Consider the following 21,969-nt stretch of genomic DNA (forward strand, 5'->3'; position numbering starts at 1 on the left):
AATCTGCGAGGTCGCCGGCTTCATCCTGTTCCTGTGGGGCGCGGCCGGAGTACTGCACGAGTTGACCGGCTGGTTCCGCCTGTGGGGGGGGTGGTGCGGCGCCTGGACTTGCTCGACGGCTACGAGCTCTACGCGAGCGTGGTGCTGACGGTGGTGGGCCTCGCCCTCATGACGGCGACGGGCCGCCATGGGCGTCGCGCGTAGGGAGTTTCGTTCAGATCAGGCTGGGGAAACGCCCCCCGGATCCGGCCGGCGGTGCCCGGAGCCCGGGGCTGCTGCCGGCGCGGAACGGCACCAGCTCTCCGGGCCGGGCACTCCCGGCTATCCGAACTGGCCGGGCTGGTAGTCGCCGGCGGGCTGCTGGATGATCACGTTCAGCCGGTTGAAGGCGTTGATGAGGGCGATCAGGGACACCAGGGCGGTGAGCTGCTCCTCGTCGTAGTGCTTGGCCGCGTTCGCCCAGGCCTCGTCCGTGACACCACCGGTCGCATCCGCGATGCGGGTGCCCTGCTCCGTCAGCTCCAGCGCAGCGCGCTCGGCCTCGCTGAAGACCGTGGCCTCCCGCCACGCCGCGACCAGGTTGAGGCGCGCCGAGGTCTCACCGGCGGCGGCGGCGTCCTTGGTGTGCATGTCGAGGCAGTAACCGCAGCCGTTGATCTGACTCGAGCGGATCTTCACCAGTTCCTGCGTCGCGGCCGGCAGTGCCGAGTCCGAGACCACCTTGCCTGCCGAGGTGAAGTACTTCAGGACCTTGCCTGCGGTCGGGCTGCCGAAGACGTTCAAACGGGCATCCATGGTGTGCTCCTCTGCCGTTGTCGGTGGCTACACACCTCTGACGGAACGGCTCGGCACGATGTGACATGAGCGAATGTGACGTGCGTCTCCCCTTCCCGCGCTGTGGGAGCGAGCACCAACGACGAAGTTCTGGGAGCGCTGCCGAGACGCCTCCCCCGAGGAGTCACCGCCCGCGTCGCTCAATGCCGGCCGTCGGCCCGGTCGGCGGCCTCGTTGAGGCGGGTGATCTCGGCAGCGTGCTCGCTCATCCGGTTGCTGACACTGCCACTCGTGTAGAGGACCGCGCCGACGACCGAGAGCGGCACGGAGAGACCGAGGACGGCGAGGGCCTCGGGCCAGTCACGCTCGTCCGCACACGGCGACTCGTCCGCGCCCTCGTTCGCCGTGCCCCACTCGGTGAACAGGCGTGCCCTGCACTCCCTGCCCTCGTCCTCCTCGTACGGCAGGGCGATCAGCACGGCGCACCACACCCACAGCAGCGCCGCCACGGACAGCAGGGCGAGGCCCCATGCCTGGGTCTTCTTGGCGCGGGCGCGGAAGTTTATGTCGTACACAAGCGATCGCATGGCGGTCGAACCTAGCAGGCAGGCTTGTCGGCGGCCCGCCGCCCCCATGTGGTGCCGGCGAGGACGAGTGCCGCGCCCACCAGGCCCGCGGCGCCGGGGTGTTCACCTCCGACGGCGATACCGGCCGTGGCCGCCCAGAGGGGCTCGGTGCCGAGCAGCAGACTGACGCGGGACGGCGATGTGCGCCGTACGGCCCACATCTGCACGAAGAACGCGAACACGGTGCAGAACACGGACAGGAACAGCAGCCCGGCCCATTCGCGCGGGCCGAAGCCGACGGCCACGGCCCACGGCGACGCGCCGGTGCCGGGAACGGCGGCCAGTGCGGCGAACACCGCGACCGCGCCGCCCAGTTGGACCGTGGTCAGCGAGAGCGAGTCCGCGCCGCGCACCGCCTCGAGCCGGGCCATGGCCAGCACGTGGACGGTCCGGGCGAGGGCGGCGAGCAGCATCAGAAGGTCACCGAGCGAGGGGGTGGTGAGTCCGCCGCCTTGGGTCAGCAGTACGACTCCGGCGAGGGAGAGGCCGGCGGCGGCCACGAAGGCTCCGGAGGGGCGCTGCCGGGTCAGTGCCGCCTCGGCGAGCGGCGTGAAGATCATGGTGAGGCTGATGATGAGCCCGGCGTTGGTGGCGGAGGTGTGCACCACCCCGTACGTCTCCAGCAGGAAGATCCCGCCGAGTACGAGTCCGAGCAGTCCCGCACCGCGCCACTGCGCCGCGGTGAGTGTCCGCAGCGTGCGCTGTCCCACGAGGGCGAGCACGGGCAGGACGAGCGCGAAGCGCAGGACGAGCACGGCCACGACGGTGTGGGTGGTGGTGATGCCCTTCGCGGCGAGATAGCTCGCACCCCAGACGGCGGCCACCAGCAGCACGGGCAGGTCGGTGAGCCAGGCCCGGCGCGGCGCAAGGGCGGGGGCGGGTACGGCGATCGACGACACCTGGTTCTCCAACGGATACGGCCTGGTGGAGACCCCGGCGGCTCGCACATGGAGCGATCACCGTACCGGGACGAACCCCGTGGGTGCTACATGTTTCAGTCGGCCTCGTAGGTGCGGTACCCGGGCGGGCACGCTGCCTGACGGAAGCCCGCGGCTGGGCAGGGGCGCGGAACTCCCGCGCCGGACGGGCTTGGTTCCCCAGCCCGTCCGGTCAGAGATCAGCCGCCCAACTCCTGGTGACGGGCGCTCAGTCGCGCCGCCCCCCGCTCGGTCAGCGAGCCGAGCAGCCGCAGCCGCGAGATGCCGCCGTCGGGATAGATGTCGATCCGCACGTGCGTACCAACCGCCGGGGCGGGCAGCACGAACCGGTGGTTGGTGTCGGGCTGCAGCCGGGTGCGCGCCAGCACCTCGGTCCACTTGCCCTCGGGTCCGTCCTCTGCGTCCCGTACGGACAGGGCCGCCCAGCCCGCGCTGTTCCCCTTCAGATACGCGGTGTCGATTTCGACGGCCCGGATCTCGGCCTGCGCCACCAGTTGGTAGCGGATCCAGTCGTTGCCCTTGTCGCGGCGGCGGCGGGTCTCCCAGCCGTCGTCCATCTTGCGGGAGCGGCCGGGCTGGACGGTGTTGGTGGCCGGGGAGTAGAAGCGGTCGGAGGCGTCCTCGACCTGTCCCCCGTTCTCCAGAGCGACGAGGTCGAACGTGCCGAGCACGCCGAGCCACCGCGGGTCCGGTGCGACCTCTCCGTGGACCCGCAGCCGGGCGATGCCGCCGTCGGGGTGCTGGTTGACCCGCAGATGCGTGAAGCGCTGCTCGATGTCGACGGGGAAGCCGTTGGCCGCGTGGCCGCCGACAGGGGTGCGGGGCACGAGGGTCGTCCACTGCACATCGTCGGTGAGCAGGTCGTCGGGCGAGGGGGAGCCGGCCACCGAGGCGCCCTCGATGGACACGGCCTGCGGGTAGTTGCCGCGGAAGTGGGCGGTGTCCACGACGATGCCTCGTACGACGCCGGGGGCACCGAGGCGTACCAGCGCCCAGTCGTGGTCCGCGTCGGTGGGGTGCGGCTGCTCGGCCGACACTCCGCGGCGCCGGCGGGTCTCCCAGCCGTCCATGATCTTGCCCTTGTGACCGAAGTGCTCCGGGTCGAACTCGGCGGCCCCGGGCTTCAGCAGATTCTCGCGCTCGGCGAAGAACTCGTCGTTGGCGGCGATGACACCCGCGCCGAGCTGCCGGTCGGCGAGGTCCACGTGGTGCGTGAACGGGAAGTCGGCGGTGCGGTAGTCGGCGTACGGGTCGCCACCGCCGTACGGACTGGCGTCACCGGTGAAGGAGGGGAAGGAAGGGAAGGACACGATCAGTTGTTCCTTTCGAGCAGCCTGCCGGACGGCGCGGCCAGGGTGCCGTTCTCCACGATCCGCTCACCGCGCAGCCACGTCGATCTGACGACCCCGTGCAGCGTTCTGCCGGCGTACGCGGTCACCTGGTTGCGGTGGTGCAGTGCCGCCGGGTCGACGGTGAAGGTCTCGTCGGGCGCGAGCACGGCGAAGTCGGCGTCACGGCCCGCCTCGATGGCGCCCTTGCCGTGCAGTCCGACGAGTGCGGCGGGGGCCGCCGACATCCAGCGGACGACGTCGTCGAGGGTGTGGCCGCGTCTGCGGGCCTCGGTCCAGATCGCCGGGAGACCCAGCTGGAGTGAGGAGATACCGCCCCAGGCGGAGGCGAAATCAGGGGACTTGAGGTCGGTGGTGCACGGGGAATGGTCGGAGACGATGCAGTCGATGGTGCCGTCGGCCAGTCCCTGCCACAGCAGATCCTGGTTGGCGGCCTCACGGATCGGCGGGCAGCACTTGAACTCGGTTGCGCCGTCCGGGACTTCCTCGGCGGTGAGGGTGAGGAAGTGGGGGCAGGACTCGACGGAGATCCGTACGCCCTCGCCCCTGGCGGCCGCGATCAGCGGCAGCGCGTCGGAGGAGGACAGATGCAGCACGTGTACGCGGGCGTTCAGCCGGCGGGCGTGGGCGATCAGGCTCTCTATCGCGGTGTTCTCGGCGTCGCGCGGCCTGGAGGCAAGGAAGTCGGCGTACTTGGGCCCGGACCGCTGGGGTGCGGACGCGAGATGGTGAGGGTCCTCGGCGTGCACGATCAGCAGGCCGCCGAAGCCGGCGATCTCGGCCAGGGAGCGGGCGAGCTGCTCCTGGTCGAGCTCCGGGAACTCCTCGACGCCGGACGGCGAGAGGAAACATTTGAAGCCGAAGACCCCGGCGTCGTGCAGCGGCCGCAGTTCCTTGACGTTGGAGGGGATCGCGCCGCCCCAGAAGCCGACGTCGATGTGCGCCTTGCCGCGGGCGACGTCCCGCTTGGTCTCCAGATGACCGGCGGTGGTGGTCGGCGGCAGGGAGTTGAGCGGCATGTCCAGCAGCGTGGTGATGCCTCCGGCGGCGGCGGCGCGGGTCGCGGTCCAGAAGCCTTCCCAATCGGTGCGGCCGGGGTCGTTCACATGGACGTGGGTGTCGACGAGGCCGGGGAGCAAAACGTCGTCCCCGAAGTCCTCGAACCGCGCCCCGCTCGGCACCTCGGCGTCGTACGCCCCCACCGCCGCGATCGTCCCGTCGGCGACGGCGACCGTCGCGGCGCGCGCCCCCTGCGGGGTGACCACGCGCGTCGAGCGCAGTACCAGGTCCACGTCGCCGTTCCCGTCCACGTCGGACACCCGCTGCCCCTCTCTTCCCGCTGCTCCGGATCCTGTGTTCCGGATCCCGCTGTTCCGGACCACGGCCAAAATTCAACGAACTGTTGAAGGAGTCTTCACCCCCCGCCCCTGCCCGTCAAGACCCTCTTCCCCCAGCATGCCGCCTCCCCGCCCGCCTAGCGGTTTCCATAAGATGGAAGTAGAATTTCGCACAGCAAAAGCTCGCTTCCCCCGAGGGAGAGGGTCGCCCGATCCCCCGGGCGACCGCAGACACAGGGACGAACGGCCCCTGACCGGCAGGGACGCCCTGCCGGGAGCGGTGTGCCCGGCGCGAGCGCCCGGTAGGCTGCTGGCTTGCCCTGCCTGCCCGAAAGGACCGCCGACGTGCCGACGTCCAGCGCCAGCACCACCGACGCAGCCAAGTCCGCCTCCAGCGGCGGCGTGCAGTCCCTGGAGCGCGCCTTCGACCTGCTCGAACGCATGGCCGACGCGGGTGGCGAGGTCGGGCTGAGCGAGCTCTCCGCCAGCAGCGGACTGCCGCTGCCCACCATCCACCGTCTGATGCGCACCCTGGTGGTCTGCGGCTATGTCCGGCAGCAGTCCAACCGCCGCTATGCGCTCGGCCCCCGGCTGATCCGGCTCGGCGAGTCCGCTTCCCGGCTGCTCGGCACCTGGGCCCGCCCCTACCTCGCTCGCCTGGTCGAGGAGACCGGCGAGACGGCGAACATGGCCCTGCTGGACGGCGACGAGATCGTGTACGTGGCGCAGGTGCCGTCCAAGCACTCCATGCGGATGTTCACCGAGGTCGGGCGCCGCGTGCTGCCGCACTCCACCGGTGTGGGCAAGGCGCTGCTCGCGCACACACCCGCGGACGAGGTACGGGCGCTGCTGGCCCGCACCGGCATGCCGGCAGCCACCGAGAAGACGATCACGACACCCGACGCCTTCCTGGACGCGCTCGAGCTGGTCCGCCGCACCGGGTACGCGGTGGACGACAACGAGCAGGAGATCGGCGTCCGCTGCCTCGCCGTCCCCGTCCCCGACTCCCCCACCGCGGCCGCGATCTCGATCTCCGGACCGGCGGGCCGGGTCACCGAGGCCGCCATGGAGAAGATCGTCCCCGTGCTGCAGCAGGTGGCCAAGGATCTCTCCGAGGCGCTGGCGAACACGTCCGGGCAGGGCTGAGCCCGGGGCCGGACGCGGACCGGGCGCGCGGGTATTCAGTATCCGGCCGGTCGCACCAGGCCCGTCTCGTACGCGAAGACCGCGGCCTGGGTCCGGTCGCGGAGACCCAGCTTGACCAGGATCCGGCTCACATGGGTCTTCACTGTCTGTTCGGCGACCACCAGCCGCTGGGCGATTTCCCCGTTCGACAGTCCCTGCGCGATCAGGGACAGGACTTCGGTCTCACGTTCCGTCAGGCTGCCGACGCGGTCCTTGAGCGGGCCGCGGGGGGTGCCCGTCATGCGGGAGAACTCGGCGATGAGCCGTTTGGTGATGTTCGGGGCGAGCAGTGCGTCGCCGGCCGCCACCACCCGTACCGCCTGGGCGAGTTCGTCGGCGGAGGCATCCTTCAGCAGAAACCCGGACGCGCCCGCGCGCAGCGCCTCGTACACGTACTCGTCGAGGTCGAAAGTGGTCAGTACGAGGACCTTGACGGTGGCGCCGTCCGCTTCCGCGATGCGGCGGGTCGCCTCTATGCCGCCGAGTTCGGGCATCCGGATGTCCATCAGAACCACGTCAGGGGCAAGTTCGGCGACCTTGGCGACGGCGTCGATCCCGTTCACCGCCTGTCCGACGACCTCGATGTCGGGCTCGGCGCCGAGCAGGACCGTGAAGCCCTGACGGACCATCATCTGGTCGTCGGCGATCAATACACGGATGGGGGTCGTCACAGGTGTAGTCATGGGCGTCCTCAACGGAGTCGGGGTCAGTCGGCCGCGGGGCGCGGGGCGGGCAGGATCGCGGTCACTTCGTAACCGCCTTGCGGGGTACGGCCGGTGGCGAGGTGGCCGCCGAGCATGGCAGCGCGTTCGCGCATGCCGAGCAGCCCGTGCCCGGCGCCCGGCGAGGGCGGGACGGGGGCGTCCGGCGCGGTGTTGGCGACCCGGATGCTGAGCTCTTGCGAGCCGTAGCCGATCTCCACCTGCACCCTCGCGCCGGGCGCGTGCCGCATCGCATTGCTCAGCGCCTCCTGCACGATGCGGAAGGCCGACAGTTCGACGCCCGGCGACAGCGGTCGCGGCCTGCCGGTGGTCTCGGTGGTGACCGTGAGCCCGGCCCCGCGCACATTGCCGACGAGCTCGTCCAGCCGGTCGAGGGTGGGCTGGGGGGCGTGCCGTACCCCGTCCGCCCGCGCGTCCTCGGAGCGCAGCACGCCGAGAACCCGGCGCAGTTCGGTCAGGGCCTCGACCGCGTTCTCGCGGATGCCCGCGAGGTTCTCCTTCAGCTCGTCCGACGGGTCCTGGACCAGATGCGGGGCGACCTGCGCCTGGATGGATATCACCGACATGTGGTGGGCAACCACGTCGTGCAGCTCCCGGGCAATACGGTTGCGCTCTTCCAGCAGGGTGCGTCGGGCGCGCTCCTCGGCGGTGAGCACCTGCTGCTCGACCAGCCGTGTCCGGGCCACCCGGCTCATGCGCAGCGAGACACCGACCACCACGGCGGTCGCGAAGGAGAAGACGCCCCACTGCGTGAGGACACCGTTGTGGACATCCGTGGCGAGGGCCAGGTTGACCACCCCCGTCAGGAGGGTGATCCCCAGCGCCTCGGCCGCGATCCGCGGCGGGACCCGCAGCGCCAGGAGGAACAGGACGAGGGTGTGCAGCGCGATCCCGGCGGTGTTCCAGGGCCAGTGCTCGAAAGCCCTGTCGGCCTCCACGAGCTCCGCGATCAGGAAGAGCGTGAGCGTCGACAGCCACCAGGCGGGCACCGGGCGGGACAACGCGAGGACGACGGCCGCCGACTGGAGCACAGTGAGCAGCGGCACGAGTTCCCAGGCTTCCCTCCCCGGGCCGTAGTCCTCCAGGTTGAGCCAGAGCAGGAGCACCGCGAACAGCACCGCATGGGCATGCGGCAGCCAGCCCAGCCATCCCCGGCGCGGCAGCGGGTCGCGGGCCACCGTCCACAGATCGTCGCGCAGGGCGCGGGGCGCGCTCAGCAGTGCTGCCACCAGCCGCTGCCACCCGCTCTTCCCGCCCCGCTCGTTCACAAGATCCATCCTAGGTACGCTCCTTCGCCGCCGGGCGGGCAGGCCGCTGTTCGCGTACGACCCGGGTGCCGCCGCGGCTCCCCCGCCGCTTCTGCTCGTACGGGCCGAACGCCGCCCAGCACACCAGCAGCGCCACCGCGAACACCGGCAGCCAGGCCAGGCGGGCGAGCACCCATCCGGCGCCGTCGGGAACGGTGTGCAGGCCTGCCGGCGGCCCGCCCGCGACCAGGCCGGTCGCGGTGACCGCGATCATGGCGGTCTGATGCCAGAGGAAGACCGTCATGGCCGAGAGGTTCACCAGCGCCACGGCCGCCCAGGCCGCGGGCCGCCGAAGGATGCGCCGCAGCGGGCCGAGCAGCAGCAGGGCCGCTCCGCACTGGGCGAGTCCGAAGGCGACGGCGGCGAGGGTGGGCGGGTTGAGGTTGGAGATCCCGGCTCCCGGCACCCCCACCATGGAGGCCGGGTACCCGGCCCACAGGACGAGGCCGGCGGTGGCGGCGGCTCCGCCGAGCAGCAGCCCCCATGCTGTCGGGCGGCGTTGCAGGCTGCCCCGGGCCCAGGCCGCGCCGAGGCAGTACGGGACCAGCCAGCCCGCCGCCACATTGATCCAGCCCAGCCAGGCCGGCCCCGCCAGGCCGAACCGGATCAGGTCGACGTGCAGGACGACGGCGAGCGGCCACAGCGGGTGCAGCTTCGCCACGAGCGGGGTCGCCGCCGTCAGTGCCGCGAAGACCAGCAGGAACCAGAGCGGCGACAGCACCAGCTTGAGCAGCGTACGAAGGCTCTCCTGTTCGGCCCCGGATCCGAGCATCGTCACCGCCACCACGGTCCACACCACCAGTACCGCGGCGACCGGCCTGCACAGCCGCGCCATCCGGGCGCCGAGCCACTGCCCGTACGTCGCACCCGCGGCGCGGGCCGAGGATCGACTCTTCACCGCCACATGCCCACCCACCAGGAAGAAGACCGCCAGGGTCTGGAACACCCAGGAGACGGGGGCGAGTCGGGGCATGTGCTGGAGCGGACTCGCACCACGCAGCGTGCCGCTGTCGGCGACCAGGGCGGTGACCAGCCAGTGGCCGAGCACCACACCCAGGATGGCGAGGGCACGCAGCGCGTCGACGGCACGGTCGCGGCCGGGAGGCGTCGCGGCGTCGATACGCCTGATGAGGTCACGCATGACGGCCGTCCTCGGCGGGGGTCTGTCCGCCGGCGATCCGGGCGATGTTGCTCAGGGAGAGGGAACCGGGCTTCAGATAGTCGCTGTGACCGCCGTCGCCGGCCGCGAAGACACGGGCACCGAACGGTGCGGAGACCGGATCACGCCCTAACCCGACTGTGCCAAAAGGCAGCTGGAGCTGCGTGTGCGGCACGTCCGCGATCCAGTCGTCGGCGCCCCTGCCGGCCCAGACGGTGGCCCGGGTGCGCAGCGCGGCGGCGTTGTCGTAGCCGACGCCCGGGCTGCCGTACAGAACGATGTCGGCGACCTCCGGGGCCCGTGCGGCGCGGGCGCAGACCGCGGAACCGTAGGAGTGGCATACGAGCGAGATCCGGGCGGTCTGCCTTGCGCCACCCAACTCCCTCACGAATTCCTGAAGTTCGGGTGCAGCGTCCTCCGCACGGTCAGGTGTCACCACCTCGGGGCTGAGCGTGCCCGGCGTCCTGTACCCCAGCCAGGCGACCACGGCGGACCGGCCACCCATCTCCCGCTGCAGCGCAGTCGCACCGGTCCGGAAGCGCTCGTACGTGCCAAGACCCGTGTCCGAGCCCGGCACCAGCACCGCGATCCGCTCCGCCCGGGACAGATCACCGAAGACCTCGGCGATGCGGCCGTCGTCCCGGCCGTCGAAGAACAGGAAGCTGCGCGCCGGGTCCGCCATGCCCCGCAGAACGGCGGCCCGGCGCCGGTCGCCGTGCCCGGCGGCCATCCGCTCGGCCGCTCGGATTCCGTCGCGCTGGGCGCCGTATCGCTCGGCGAGGGCGGCGGGAGTCGCGGACCCGAGAGGGGTGAGGGCAGCCGGCACGGGCGCCGGTACAGCCGAGGGGCGGGCCGCCGCCGACACCGCCCCGGCCACCGAGGCGGCGACGAACGCGGCGAGCAGGGTGCGGCGCAGACGGCTGGTGCGCGGGCGGGACGCCATGGTGGATGGTCCTTCCGTACCGGATGACAGTCGAGCTTTCCGGTACCGAAGCTATGGATCACACCGTGTGGCCGGCGTCCCGCCAGGGAGTGCACCTTGCGCGTAGCTCAGAAGTACTACGGGTGGAACTCAGGCCCGGTGGACAGCAGCTGTGCGGAACGAGACCCAGGTTCCGTACGTCCCGGCGCGGGCGGCGACGTAGCTGGGGCGTGCCCGGCAGGCGCTGCCCGCCCTGCCGGGCACGCCCCCGCAGTCCTGGTCGCGCAGGCTGTGGCGGCCGGCCCCGCGCCAGGTGGCCGTCACAGCGCGCGCTGCGGCGGAACCTCGCCGAACAGGTCGACCGCGTTGCGCACCTGCATCAGCGCGGGCGCGAGGGCGCTCACCGAGCCGATCGCGCCCGCGATCAGGAGTAACGACCTTCGCATCCGCGGGATCTCGGGATTCCCGGCAGCCACCATGGCGGCCAGCACGGCCAGTTCGTCCTCGGCGATGGCCCGGTCCGAGAACTCGGCCGGATGTCCGGCCAGTTCACGGCGGAGCCGGGAGACGGCAGCGCGCAGCTCCGTCGCTCGCAGATCCTCGCCGCTGCCTGTCACCCGCGTCTGCCCCACGCTCCGCAACAAAGCCCCGCCCCTCGCACGTCCCTGTGCCCGGTTTGACGACCCAGGGTCATTGGTCGAGCGCCCTGGGTTGCGGGCCAGTTAACGCCATCCGGCCCGCAACGCGCCACCGCACGGACAGAATTCAGTACGAGGGCGAGGCGTCCATGGCATTACGCCACACCGTCACATCCACGGTGATGAACTGGCTGGGGTCGGTGTCGGACGACTTCCCCTGGTAGGTGACCACCCCGACATGACCGGAATCCGTCAGTACACAGATCTTCGAGCCCTTCGACAGGAGGTTCAGCTCGATGGTGTCGGCGTACCGGGTGTCGCTCCGACAGGTGTCCAGATCTCCGGCCTGACCGTTGCGCAGCAGGATCAGCCGGCCGTTCGTCGCCTCCACCCGCCTCAGATCCCACTCGAACTCGAAGTCCGGGTTGGAGTCGTCGTTGAGGGGCTTGACGGGGTCGTCGTCGAGCCTGATGTGGTAGTCGTCCACGATGTCGATCCCGGTGTACGTCTTGGGCGTCGGGTCCGCCACCGGCTCGTCGGGCGGCGTGTCCGGACCGTTGTCCTCGCTGCTCGGCGTCGATGCGTCATCCGCCGGGGTGTCGTCCTCGGGCTTGGTCTCCGGAGTGGAACCGCCCTTGTCCTGGTCCCGGCTCTCATTGCCCTTGCTCTCGTCCTTGCCGGACAGGGCCAGGTACGCCCCACCGCCCGCGGCACCGCCGAGGGCCAGCATGACGAGAACGGCGATGACGAGATTGCGCGCCTTGTTCTTCTTCTTGGGCGCGGCGGTTCCGGTGGCCGCCAGGGGCGTGGGGACCGTGCCGTACGGGTGACCGGGCTGGCCGGGGTGCGCCGCCTGGGGGTATCCGTACGCCGGGGCTTGCGGGGCCGTCGCCTGCGGATAGCCGTACGACTGGGGCTGGGGGTGCGGCTGGGCGGGCTGCTGCGGCGCCGGGCCGAACCCGGGCGGCGGAGTCGTCGGCGCGGCGTGCGCGGTGGGCGTGGGGGTCGGCGCGGTGGGCGGCTGGGCCGCCGGAGGCTGGGCCGCGACGGCCTGCTGCCCGCCGGCCGGGGTGACCGGCGGCGCCGGCGCGGCCTTGCGGGTGGTGATCTCGGCGGCGACGACGCTCGGCAGCCACTCCTCGGGCCGGCGCAGCACGGTTTCACCGTTGGCCACCTGGCAGATGCTCAGGATGTCGGCGACCGAGGGCCGGCCCTCCGGATCCTTGGCCATGCAGCGCGTCACCAACTCATGGAGCTGCTCAGGGAGTTCGCTGAGGTCGGGCTCCTCGTGCACGATCCGGTAGAGCACCCCGTGCGAGGTGCCCTCGCCGAACGCCGCCCTGCCGGTCGCCGCGTACGCCGCGATCTGGCCGAGCGCGAAGATGTCGGTGGCCGGCGTGACATGGCTGCCGGCCGCCTGCTCCGGGGCCATGAAGGACGGCGTTCCGATGGTGACGCCGCTGCTGGTCAGCGACGTGGCGTCGGCGGCGCGGGCGATACCGAAGTCGATGACGCGCGGTCCGTCCGCGGCGAGCAGGACGTTGGCGGGCTTGAGGTCGCGGTGGACTATGCCGGCGCCGTGGATGACCTGCAGCGCCTCGGCGATCCCGGCGACGAGCAGCAGGACGGTCTCGACCGGGAGCTTGCCGTGCTGGGCAACCGCGTCGGCGAGGGAGGGCCCCGGGACGTACGCGGTGGCGAGCCAGGGCTGTTCGGCCTCCGGGTCGGCATCGATGACAGGAGCCGTGAACAGGCCCTGCACGCGCTGCGCGGCCTGCACCTCCTGTGCGAACCGCCGCCGGAACTCGGGGTCCTGGCCGAAGTCGGGCCGGATCACCTTGATGGCGACGGGCCGGCCGCCCGGGGTGTACGACAGGTACACCTTGCCCATACCGCCGGCCCCGAGGCGGGCCGCCAGGCGATAGCCGGCGACGTTCTGCGGATCCTCGTCCCCCAGTGGCTTGAATACTCCCTGGTGCGCGCGCCCACTCATCGATTCTCGATCCCCCATGGCGAACCTCACTATTTGGAGTTGAACCTTATCCAAGGTCCCCTCCTGCTCTCCACGTCGGACGACCCGCGGTGCGCGGGCGGTTGCAGCCCTGGGACGGAGAGTGCGCGTTCGGCGCAGCGCTTCGCCCGGATATGAGGTAGGGAGTCCTTATGCCACGACCAGAATTTCCCTCACCCGCTCAGAAACCCGTTGTCGCGGGGCTGTTGCTCGCGGCAGGCGGGGGACGGCGGCTCGGCGGCCGGCCGAAGGCGACGCTGGCCTACCGCGGCCGGCCGCTCGTCGAGCACGCGGTGCGCGTACTGCGCGAAGCCGGGTGCGACCCGGTGCATGTGGTGCTGGGCGCGTCCGCCTCGCGGGTGCGCGAGGAAGCCGATCTGTCCGGCTGCGTGGTCGCGGACAACCCGGAGTGGGAGGAGGGGATGGGGTCGTCGCTGCGGGTGGGACTGAGCACTCTGCCGTCCGGCGCCGACGCGGCGCTCGTCCTGCTGGTGGACCAGCCGGGCATCGGCACGGCGGCGGTGGCGCGGGTCCGTGCCGCGTACCGCTCCCGCGGTTCGCTGGTGGCTGCCGCGTACGACGGGAAGCGCGGGCATCCGGTTCTCTTCGGCGCGGACCACTGGGGGGGCATCGCGGCGAGCGCGGTCGGGGACCGCGGAGCGCGTGCGTATCTCACGGAACATGAGGCCGATGTGGAGCTGGTCGAGTGCGGCGACGTGGCCGAGGCGTACGACATCGACACGCCCGAGGATCTGACACGCCTTGAATGAGCACCGAGTGAGCGGCGTGGCACTGAGCGCCACGATATGTCGACCCAGAGAATCTCGACATCAACAAACCATTGAACTTCCACCATGCGATAACTACTATCCACTGTTCAGAAGCGCCCGACCCGTCGGACGGCGCCCACCGGTCCGCACCGGAGCCCTGGCACCGAGTGCCACCTCACGTCGGCCGGGCGGGCACCCGCACAGCCCCTGTACCGACACTCGCCCCGGCACCGCCTCGCACCGCACCGCCCGTGAAGCTCGCTGAAGGAAGTGACAGATCATGTCCGCACCAGCGCCGTCCCCGCTGGCCATCGTCGACGCCGAGCCCCTGCCCCGCCAGGAAGAGGTCCTCACCGACGCGGCCCTTGCCTTTGTGGCCGAGCTCCATCGGCGGTTCACGCCGCGCCGCGACGAGCTGCTCGCCCGCCGCGGTGAGCGCCGCGCCGAGATCGCCCGCACCTCCACCCTGGACTTCCTCCCGGAGACCGCCACGATCCGCGCGGACGACTCGTGGAAGGTCGCCCCGGCGCCGGCGGCCCTCGACAACCGCCGCGTCGAGATCACCGGGCCCACCGACCGCAAGATGACCATCAACGCGCTCAACTCGGGCGCCAGGGTCTGGCTCGCCGACTTCGAGGACGCCTCCGCCCCCACCTGGGAGAACGTCGTCCTCGGCCAGCTCAACCTGATCGACGCCTACGAGCGCCGCATCGACTTCACCGACCCGAAGTCCGGGAAGTCGTACGCCCTGCGGCCCGCCGAGGAGCTCGCGACCGTCGTGATGCGCCCGCGCGGCTGGCACCTCGCCGAGCGGCATCTCCAGCTCGACGGGACCCCGGTGCCGGGCGCCCTGGTCGACTTCGGCCTGTACTTCTTCCACAACGCGCAGCGGCTGCTCGACCTCGGCAAGGGCCCGTACTTCTACCTCCCGAAGACGGAGTCCCACCTCGAGGCACGCCTGTGGAACGACATCTTCGTGTTCGCGCAGGACTACGTCGCCATCCCGCAGGGCACGGTCCGTGCGACCGTCCTGATCGAGACGATCACGGCGGCGTACGAGATGGAGGAGATCCTCTACGAACTCCGCGACCATGCCTCCGGCCTGAACGCGGGCCGCTGGGACTACCTCTTCTCGATCGTCAAGAACTTCCGTGACGGCGGCGCGAAGTTCGTTCTCCCTGACCGCAACGCGGTCACGATGACAGCCCCGTTCATGCGCGCGTACACCGAACTCCTGGTCCGCACCTGCCACAAGCGCGGTGCGCACGCGATCGGCGGCATGGCCGCGTTCATCCCGTCCCGCCGCGACGCCGAGGTCAACAAGGTCGCCTTCGAGAAGGTCAAGGCGGACAAGGACCGCGAGGCGGGCGACGGCTTCGACGGCTCCTGGGTCGCCCACCCCGACCTGGTCCCGATCGCGATGGCATCGTTCGACGCGGTGCTCGGCGACAAGCCCAATCAGAAGGACCGGCTGCGCGAGGACGTGTCCGTGGCGGCCGGCGACCTGATCGCCATCGACTCCCTGGACGCGAGGCCCACGTACGAGGGTCTGCGCAACGCCGTCCAGGTCGGCATCCGCTACATCGAGGCCTGGCTGCGCGGCCTGGGCGCGGTCGCGATCTTCAACCTGATGGAGGACGCCGCCACGGCGGAGATCTCACGCTCCCAGATCTGGCAGTGGATCAACGCGGGTGTCGAATTCGAGCACGAGGGAAAGACCGTGCGGGCCACTCCTGAGCTTGCGCGCCAGGTCGCGGCCGAGGAACTGGAGGCCATCCGCGCCGAGGTGGGCGAGGAGGCGTTCGCATCGGGCAACTGGCAGCAGGCGCACGACCTGTTGCTGAAGGTCGCGCTGGACGAGAACTACGAGGACTTCCTCACGCTGCCCGCGTACGAGCAACTGGTCGGCTGATCCTGTCGCGATACCTCCGCACCACCCCCGGTACAGCACAGCACAGCACCGGGGGCATGTGCGTCTTCGCCGCCAGGTTCCGGACGGGCGATCAAGCGGGGAGCCTCTGATCGGCGGGAACGGCCGCGGCCGTTCCCGCTGTTCGTCAGCGGCCCCGCATCACTGGGCCGAGGGGAAGACGAAGAAGCCCTTTTCCGTGTGGAAGTGTCCGTAGCCGGAGGGCTCGGAGAACAGCGGGACGTTGTCCACCGGCAGGCTCTTGGCGAGCACCTTCTTCGTGCGGGCGTCGACAGCGAGCACGGTCCGGCCGTCCCCCTCCCCGTCCGTAGTGCCGTACAGCACCCCGTTCGGAGAGAACCGCAGCGGTGTCATCGGATTCTCACCGTCCTGTTGCGCCCAGAGTTCCCTGCCGTCGGCCAACTGCCACACCGCGCTGCCCTTCTCGGTGGCAGCCGCAGCCAGTTGGTGATCGGGAGAAAAGACGGACGACCCCTCGGTGTTGATCGTGTCGGCGGGGCTGTCGGCGTAGGCGTACGTGGTGGAGCCGCCGATCTGTTCGCCGCTCTTTATGTCGTACGTCGCGGTGACCCAGGTGTCCGGGGTGAAGGCACCGGCGCCCCATGCGGTGAGGATCCTGCCGTCGCGCACGTCGAGCACGCGCAGGGATCCGCTGGTCCGCTCCTTGTCGGCATCCAGCTTCACACCTGCGGGGGGAGTGACGTCCGCAGTGCTCCACACCTTCTTGCCGGTGGCGAGGTCGGACATGACGAGCTGCGTCGGCTCGTCCGCATAGGTGGACGCGTTCTCCACGTGGAAGGTGTACGTGCCGGTGATCAGCGGGGCGTGCGCCGAGCCGCCGTCGATGTCCTTGTTGCGCGGGTCGAAGGAGCAGGTCGCCTGGGGGCCCGTGCAGGTGACCGTGCGCGGTGCGCCTCCGTCGAGGGGAGTCAACCGCAGGCTCGCATCACCGGCTGCCTCGACAAGATGGCCTTCGTGGACATGGAAGGGGCCGCCCGCCCGCTCGGCCTTCCCGAGCTCCGCGCCGTCGCTGCCGTAGACGGTGACGGTCACGGTGGTCTTCTCCGCGCTCAGCCTGTCGGACTCCGTCGTGCTGTCGGCACGGACCTCGACGGCCGGCACACCGTTGTGCCAGGTGGTGGCTGCGACCCGGCTGGCCGACACTTTCAGGCTCTTGTGCACTTCGCCGGTCTTCACATCACGGAATTCCAGGGTGAGGGGCTCCGGTGCATCGCTGGAATGCAACGTTCCCGTGCTGCCGTCGACCGGGTCGTCGTCGTACGGCCCGCCTGTCGCGTACGTGCCCCCCGAGCCCTTGACAAAGAGGAGGGTCTCACCGAGGTCGATCGCACCGGCGGGCGGAAGGCTCCAGGCCTGCTTCTCGGCGAGACCCGGTATCGCCGGTCCGGCATAGACCGGTCCCTTGCCCGCCGTGTCACCCTCGGACGCGCCCGAGCTGTTCTTCCCGCCCCGGCCGTCGGCCTGTGTACCGTCGGAAGGGCTGCAGCCCGCGACGAGTCCGAGTGACAGGACGAGACCGGCCGCCATCGCTGTGTACTTGTTCATGTCCCCGCTGTTTCTGCCCGGTTGGCCGGGTATGGTTCCGCATGCTTCCCGCGAGATGATCTTCCGGGATCCACCGCAGCATAGGCACGGGGTCGACGGTGGCCAAACGGGCGGCGGAAACCTTTACTTGCTCACCACAGCCCACTGCCCGAGGGCACCTGGCGCCCGCCCGGGCCCGCTTGCCGAGGGGCCCTCGTGACGGATGTCGCAACCTCGCTGGGGTCTCACCGCACCGGGAAGCCGAAGACGTACCCCTGTTGCCGCAGCCACGGCAGAACCTGCCGCAGGGCATCCACCGTCTGGCTGCGGTCGCCGCCGGCGTCGTGGAAGAGGACCGTCGGACCGTTGGAGATCTCGTTCTTCACGGTCTCGACCATCGTGGCCGCTCCCGGCTGCTTGAAGTCCTTGGAGTCCACGTTCCAGCCCAGCGGCCGCATGCCCCGCGAGGCGGCGAGCTGACGGCTGTACGGGGTGAAAGCGCCTCCCGGAGCACGGTAGTAGAGAGGTTCGACACCGCCCGAGGCTTCGGTGATCATCCGCTCAGCGTCCAGTATCTCCTTGGCCTGGCGGGCACGTGACGCGGTGTCCATCGTCGTGTCGTGGGAGACGGAGTGGTCGCACAGCCGGTGACCGTCCGAGACCACGGCCTTGACCAGGTCGGGGTGGGCCTGGGCCTGCGTGCCGACCATGCAGAAGGTCGCCTTGACGCCGTTCTCCTTGAGCACCGCGAGGACCTGGGGCGTCCATGCCGGGTCCGGACCGTCGTCGATCGTGATGTTGACGCCCTTGGGGCCCTTGTCGGAGGCGTGGGCGATGTCCATGCTGACAGCGGGGGCGGGGAGCTTGGGATCCGGCACGGAGGTCTGGCCCGCGATCGGCTTCGGCTTCGGCGGGGCGGCCGGCCCGGCCCCGGCGGGGGCGGCCTGAGTGGTCCACGCCGCGGCCAGGGCGGTGAGCCCCGCCACTCCTACGGCCGCCACCAGTACACGGCCGTTCGTCCCTCGGCTTCGACTGCGCCCCATGTCCGCCCCCTGCCCTTTCCTACGCCTGCACCCGTCTTGCATCCGGGAGGACGGGGTGGGGACGTCAACGGATGCGGCTGTTACCGACCCCGAACAATTCCGCCGTGCCGCTCCGGCGGGCAGCCTTGCCCGCCCGCATCGCTCAGGGCCAACTGAGCTCGCCTGAGAGGCTGATGAAACGTACGAAGGCACGGCAGATCAGGGGCGTGGAGCTACGACCGAGCCCACGGTGCATCCGCAGGAACGGCTGCAGCCGTTCCCCCTCCGCATCGCTCAGATCACCCCGCCCCATGCCCGCGTCAACGACCCGGACACGGGCAGTGACATGATCGGCGTACGAGTCCTATTCGGCCTTCTCCGCCGTATCCGCCCTGTCGGAGTGGCCGAGGGTCCGCCCCGGCGCCACACGGTCGCGCACCAGACGCTTGACGGCCGTCGGCTCCGGAAAGCCCTGCTTCCTCCGGTCCCACACCACCTCGCCGTCGACGCGCACGACGAGGACACCGCCGGTCCCGGGCTTGAGCGCGAGCTCGTCGAGCTCCGCCTCGAAGGTGGTCAGGAGTTCCTGGGCGAGCCATGCGGCCCTCGGGAGCCAGCGGCACTGTGTGCAGTACTCGATCTGCACACGGTGCCCGGCGCCCGGGGACGGGGTGGGCGAGTTCACGGGTGGCGCCACCTTTCGGTCGATGCGGGCGTCCGGTACGGAACACCGTGACCGCCACATTGTCGCGAACGACCCTGCCCGCACCGGGTTTCGCCCTGACAACCGGGCGCACCCGATCGGCTTGATCCTCCCGGGCAGCCAGGTGTGCAGCGTATGGGGGCCCGTCCGGGGTCCGTCCCCCCACCCGCACGGGATACTCGAGGGCGTCGCGAACGACTGTGTGGCAGGCTTTCCGGGCTCGGTCGATCATTCATGCGACCACAAGGCCCTGACCAGCCCTGCCTTTTCGGAGTCACCATGCGACGTCCCCCCATCCTCATCGGCATCGCCGTGCTGTTGTGCGCCGGTTGCTCAGGTGCCTCGGGAGACGACGCCGCAGGCCCGGGCTCCGCTTCCGTCCCACCGACCGACCACGGGTCCGCCGTCCGTGCCGCGGTGGCCGCGACCGGGAGGAGCACCGCCCGGATCGACGAACGGATCGAGGTACGGGACGGAGACACGACCTACAGGATCTCCGTCACCGGCAGATTCGACCTGGCGAAGGACAAGGGCCGGCTCTCGGTGGACTTTCCGGGCGGGGCCATCAGCCACCTGGACGAGACCTTCGCCGGCGACACTGTCTATCTGCGCGGCGTCCAGGGATCCGAGAACACATGGGGCTCCATCGCGCGGGACAAGGCCGAGGCCCACTCCGCGCTCCGCGCACCCGTCAACGACCCTGAGCACGTGCTCCGTCAGGTGGCCGCGATGCGCAAGGCCTCGAAGGTCGGCAAGGAAGAAGTGAACGGAGCGCCCGCCGTGCACTACCGCGGCATGCTCGACCACGCGACGCTCACACTCCGGATGGCACCGAAGGCACGGGCCAATGCCGAGAAGATGCGCGACCTGCTCGACAGCGACATCCCCGTCTTCGCCGATGCCTGGGTCGACGAGAAGGGACGCCTGGTACGCGCCCGCCTGTCGCTCACCAGCATGACGAGTGTCACGGCGACCATGACCTTGTCGGATCTCGGGAAGCCTGTGACCGCGAACGCCCCGGCCCCGGGGGACGTGATGCCGCTGTCCTCGACCGCCGGCGTACTCCCCGGCTGAGACCGGGGACTGCCCCAGTACACGCGGACCACCGGTCGCGCCCGGTGGTCCGCCGCGCGTCCCCGCTGGTCAACAGCGTCGGTACGACGCAAGCATGGGAGCCCTGGAACCGACAACCAGCCCGCCCGCCAAACTCGTTCCGCGGGATCGACGAGGCCCTGGCGACCTGGCGCACGGAGGTCGCCCAAGGCCGCGCTCTGATCGCCGAGGCGTCGCTGGACGACTGCGGGCCCGCTCCCCTGCGACGAGGCGGGCTACGTCGATGACGAGGGGGTTTCGCTGCGCTGGATCCTGATCCACATGATCGAGGAGTACGCCCGGCACAACGGTCACGCCGACCTGCTCGGGGAGAGCGTCGACGGCACGACGGGCGCGTAGCGCGGGGCGGGGGTGCCTGTTGGTCGAGTCCGCATGCGCTTCCACGGCAGATGCGAACTTCCGGCACACGACCCGCTCTTCGCGCCCTAGCATGGGTGGTGACCGACGTGATGTGGGGTGGGGTGGGCCAGTGGCGTGGCGGAACATCCTGGACGGCGCACTGGACGTCATCGCACCCGGTCATCCACCGACCGACGGGCACGACAGGGCCGACGTCTTCCACGAGCGCTTGAGACTTCACTGGGCCTCCGCCTACGCCGCGTTGGGGCCGCCGCCCCCCGAGGACACGCGGACGTTCGCGTACGACTCCCACCTTCGCGCGATCGATCTGGTTCGTGGCGGCCAGACCGCCCCTGCGGCCCAGCTGCTCAAGGGACTGGCGGACGCCGGCAGCCTGCGGGCCCTCACCGACCTCGGAGTGCTCCGGTTCCGATCGGGCGCCGTACAGGAAGCACAGAACCTCTGGCGGGAGGCGTCGACCCGGAGCGACACCCGAGCAGAACACTACTTGGGCCTGGCGCTCGTCCGGGTGGGCGACAGCACACAGGCCGAGCGGTGTCTCCGGTCGGCGTTCCACAGCGGTCATGCCTTGGCGGGCAAGGATCTCGGGCTGCTCCTGCGTCGCGCGGGGCGGCTAAAGGAAGCCGAACGTACCTGGACCGTGGCATCCGAACAGGGCGTGGCAGACGCGGATTCACTGTTGGGCCTTCTGTGGCAGGAGCGGGGCGACCTGGAGCGCGCCCAGCGGTGGTGGCTCCGGGGCGCAGACCGCGGAAGCTCCCACGCCGCCTACAATCTCGGGCTGCTGCTCGCGGAGCAGGACGAATTCCTGGAGGCGGCCAAGTGGCTGCGCCGGGCGTCCCGGGCCGGGCACGCAAGGGCTTCCGCCGGCCTGGCATGGGTTCAGCGGCTCGAGGACGCGTTCCTTTCCCGGGTGTACCCGGAGGGCGACACCGACGCTGACAGCAGCATCGAACCCGTCAACGGCCGGGAGCAGTGATGGCGCGGCAGGACGAAGGCCCCGGTCCCCGTTGGGACGCGAAGGTCGCCAAGGAGTGGGAGACCGTCAAACCCGGCCTGGCGGCGGAGATCTGGGAGGAATTCCGCACGGACGAACGCCATCGGCGGCGCCTGGCCTGGGCAGCCGTCGGCCAGCGAACCGCGGGGCAGCTGTTCGCCCTCACTTCCGTTGCTGCCATGCTCCTCTTCGCGAAGTACAGCCTCGACGCGGGCGAGCCACTGGTCGCGGCGTTCGCGGTCGGCGCGCCGTCGGTCTCTCTCGCGGTGATCTTCGGCCTGTCCCGTATGCCCGGGCGGACTCTTGAGAACGCGCTGGGCAGGCCCGCACGCCGCGTCACAGCGGTCGCGGCCGCCCAGCAGACTCCCCCGCCGCCACCTCCCGCGGGCGGAGCTGTCTGAGGACCCCTGCCGGACTTCCGGTGGTGGTCGGAGGTGTCGACACCGGGTCGCGGCAGGCGCGGGCACGCTGTAGCGGCTCGGGGTACTCCCGGCCCTGCAGTCGTGCGGGCCGGGCACTGTCCTCATCCGAGCCGCGGAGGACCGCATCAGGTCACGTGGC

At 70.7% G+C, this 21,969-nt stretch carries 22 protein-coding genes; 8 read left to right on the forward strand and 14 right to left on the reverse strand.

Annotation, left to right across the window (positions count from 1 at the left end):
- Positions 1-81 precede the first annotated feature (81 nt).
- Positions 82-204, forward strand: coding sequence for a hypothetical protein (locus ACFYWI_RS24045; protein WP_389236176.1), 123 nt, complete (start codon positions 82-84; stop codon positions 202-204).
- 117 nt (positions 205-321) lie between these two features.
- On the opposite strand, the gene ACFYWI_RS24050 is transcribed toward ACFYWI_RS24045, so the two are convergent.
- The 5 genes from ACFYWI_RS24050 to allB form a co-directional block, all read right to left on the reverse strand.
- Positions 322-795 carry a carboxymuconolactone decarboxylase family protein gene (locus ACFYWI_RS24050; RefSeq protein ID WP_389236178.1) on the reverse strand — a complete coding sequence of 158 codons (474 nt, stop codon included), beginning with the start codon at positions 793-795 and terminating at the stop codon, positions 322-324.
- 179 nt (positions 796-974) lie between these two features.
- Complete coding sequence (locus ACFYWI_RS24055; protein ID WP_389236180.1) at positions 975-1,361, reverse strand: hypothetical protein; 387 nt, start codon at positions 1,359-1,361, stop codon at positions 975-977.
- Between the two features lie 11 nt (positions 1,362-1,372).
- Positions 1,373-2,299 carry a DMT family transporter gene (locus ACFYWI_RS24060; RefSeq protein WP_389236392.1) on the reverse strand — a complete coding sequence of 309 codons (927 nt, stop codon included), beginning with the start codon at positions 2,297-2,299 and terminating at the stop codon, positions 1,373-1,375.
- A gap of 218 nt (positions 2,300-2,517) precedes the next feature.
- Positions 2,518-3,648, reverse strand: coding sequence for an allantoicase (gene alc / locus ACFYWI_RS24065; RefSeq protein WP_389236182.1), 1,131 nt, complete (start codon positions 3,646-3,648; stop codon positions 2,518-2,520).
- A gap of 2 nt (positions 3,649-3,650) precedes the next feature.
- Positions 3,651-4,997 carry an allantoinase AllB gene (gene allB, locus ACFYWI_RS24070; RefSeq protein WP_389236394.1) on the reverse strand — a complete coding sequence of 449 codons (1,347 nt, stop codon included), beginning with the start codon at positions 4,995-4,997 and terminating at the stop codon, positions 3,651-3,653.
- 372 nt (positions 4,998-5,369) lie between these two features.
- Between allB and ACFYWI_RS24075 the strand changes: the two genes are divergently transcribed.
- Positions 5,370-6,170, forward strand: a complete 801-nt coding sequence (locus ACFYWI_RS24075; protein ID WP_389236184.1) for an IclR family transcriptional regulator — start codon at positions 5,370-5,372, stop codon at positions 6,168-6,170.
- A gap of 35 nt (positions 6,171-6,205) precedes the next feature.
- Here the strand turns inward: ACFYWI_RS24075 and ACFYWI_RS24080 are convergent, their stop codons facing one another.
- The 6 genes from ACFYWI_RS24080 to ACFYWI_RS24105 form a co-directional block, all read right to left on the reverse strand.
- A complete protein-coding gene (locus tag ACFYWI_RS24080; protein ID WP_389236186.1) occupies positions 6,206-6,892 on the reverse strand; it encodes a response regulator in 687 nt (228 codons plus the stop codon).
- Positions 6,893-6,915: 23 nt separating this feature from the next.
- On the reverse strand, positions 6,916-8,208 hold the full coding sequence (locus tag ACFYWI_RS24085; RefSeq protein WP_389236188.1) for a sensor histidine kinase: 1,293 nt from the start codon (positions 8,206-8,208) through the stop codon (positions 6,916-6,918).
- Between the two features lies 1 nt (position 8,209).
- Positions 8,210-9,379, reverse strand: a complete 1,170-nt coding sequence (locus tag ACFYWI_RS24090) for an acyltransferase (RefSeq protein WP_389236190.1) — start codon at positions 9,377-9,379, stop codon at positions 8,210-8,212.
- Positions 9,372-10,340 (reverse strand): alpha/beta hydrolase, encoded by a 969-nt coding sequence (locus ACFYWI_RS24095; RefSeq protein WP_389236192.1) that lies wholly within the window; start codon positions 10,338-10,340, stop codon positions 9,372-9,374. The genes ACFYWI_RS24090 and ACFYWI_RS24095 overlap by 8 nt, the downstream gene beginning before the upstream one ends.
- 299 nt (positions 10,341-10,639) lie before the next feature.
- Positions 10,640-10,963 (reverse strand): DUF5955 family protein, encoded by a 324-nt coding sequence (locus ACFYWI_RS24100; protein WP_389236194.1) that lies wholly within the window; start codon positions 10,961-10,963, stop codon positions 10,640-10,642.
- Between the two features lie 121 nt (positions 10,964-11,084).
- Positions 11,085-12,950 carry a serine/threonine-protein kinase gene (locus ACFYWI_RS24105; RefSeq protein WP_389236196.1) on the reverse strand — a complete coding sequence of 622 codons (1,866 nt, stop codon included), beginning with the start codon at positions 12,948-12,950 and terminating at the stop codon, positions 11,085-11,087.
- Positions 12,951-13,120: 170 nt separating this feature from the next.
- On the opposite strand from ACFYWI_RS24105, the gene ACFYWI_RS24110 reads away from it, so the two are divergent.
- Complete coding sequence (locus ACFYWI_RS24110; RefSeq protein WP_389236198.1) at positions 13,121-13,738, forward strand: NTP transferase domain-containing protein; 618 nt, start codon at positions 13,121-13,123, stop codon at positions 13,736-13,738.
- A 280-nt stretch (positions 13,739-14,018) separates the two neighbouring features.
- Positions 14,019-15,650: a malate synthase A gene (gene aceB, locus ACFYWI_RS24115; protein ID WP_389236200.1), complete on the forward strand. Its 1,632-nt coding sequence runs from the start codon at positions 14,019-14,021 to the stop codon at positions 15,648-15,650.
- Between the two features lie 159 nt (positions 15,651-15,809).
- Here the strand turns inward: aceB and ACFYWI_RS24120 are convergent, their stop codons facing one another.
- The 3 genes from ACFYWI_RS24120 to ACFYWI_RS24130 form a co-directional block, all read right to left on the reverse strand.
- Entirely contained in the window at positions 15,810-17,234 is a 1,425-nt protein-coding gene (locus ACFYWI_RS24120) for a hypothetical protein (protein ID WP_389236202.1), read from the reverse strand.
- 224 nt (positions 17,235-17,458) lie between these two features.
- A complete protein-coding gene (locus ACFYWI_RS24125; RefSeq protein ID WP_389236204.1) occupies positions 17,459-18,256 on the reverse strand; it encodes a polysaccharide deacetylase family protein in 798 nt (265 codons plus the stop codon).
- A gap of 343 nt (positions 18,257-18,599) precedes the next feature.
- The gene (locus ACFYWI_RS24130; RefSeq protein ID WP_389236206.1) at positions 18,600-18,920 is read right to left on the reverse strand and encodes a SelT/SelW/SelH family protein; all 321 of its coding nucleotides are present in this window, start codon (positions 18,918-18,920) and stop codon (positions 18,600-18,602) included.
- A 297-nt stretch (positions 18,921-19,217) separates the two neighbouring features.
- Here ACFYWI_RS24130 and ACFYWI_RS24135 point away from each other — a divergent pair, with 297 nt between their 5' ends.
- From ACFYWI_RS24135 to ACFYWI_RS24150, 4 genes are all read left to right on the forward strand, one after another.
- The gene (locus tag ACFYWI_RS24135) at positions 19,218-20,012 is read left to right on the forward strand and encodes an LppX_LprAFG lipoprotein (RefSeq protein WP_389236208.1); all 795 of its coding nucleotides are present in this window, start codon (positions 19,218-19,220) and stop codon (positions 20,010-20,012) included.
- A gap of 291 nt (positions 20,013-20,303) precedes the next feature.
- Entirely contained in the window at positions 20,304-20,390 is an 87-nt protein-coding gene (locus ACFYWI_RS24140) for a DUF664 domain-containing protein (protein WP_389236396.1), read from the forward strand.
- A gap of 130 nt (positions 20,391-20,520) precedes the next feature.
- Complete coding sequence (locus ACFYWI_RS24145) at positions 20,521-21,390, forward strand: tetratricopeptide repeat protein (protein ID WP_389236210.1); 870 nt, start codon at positions 20,521-20,523, stop codon at positions 21,388-21,390.
- The gene (locus ACFYWI_RS24150) at positions 21,390-21,809 is read left to right on the forward strand and encodes a hypothetical protein (protein WP_389236212.1); all 420 of its coding nucleotides are present in this window, start codon (positions 21,390-21,392) and stop codon (positions 21,807-21,809) included. Before ACFYWI_RS24145 ends, ACFYWI_RS24150 begins: the two co-directional genes overlap by 1 nt.
- Positions 21,810-21,969: the final 160 nt, after the last annotated feature.

Origin of the sequence: Streptomyces sp. NPDC002889 (genome assembly GCF_042888425.1) — a bacterium.
GTDB lineage: Bacteria > Actinomycetota > Actinomycetes > Streptomycetales > Streptomycetaceae > Streptomyces.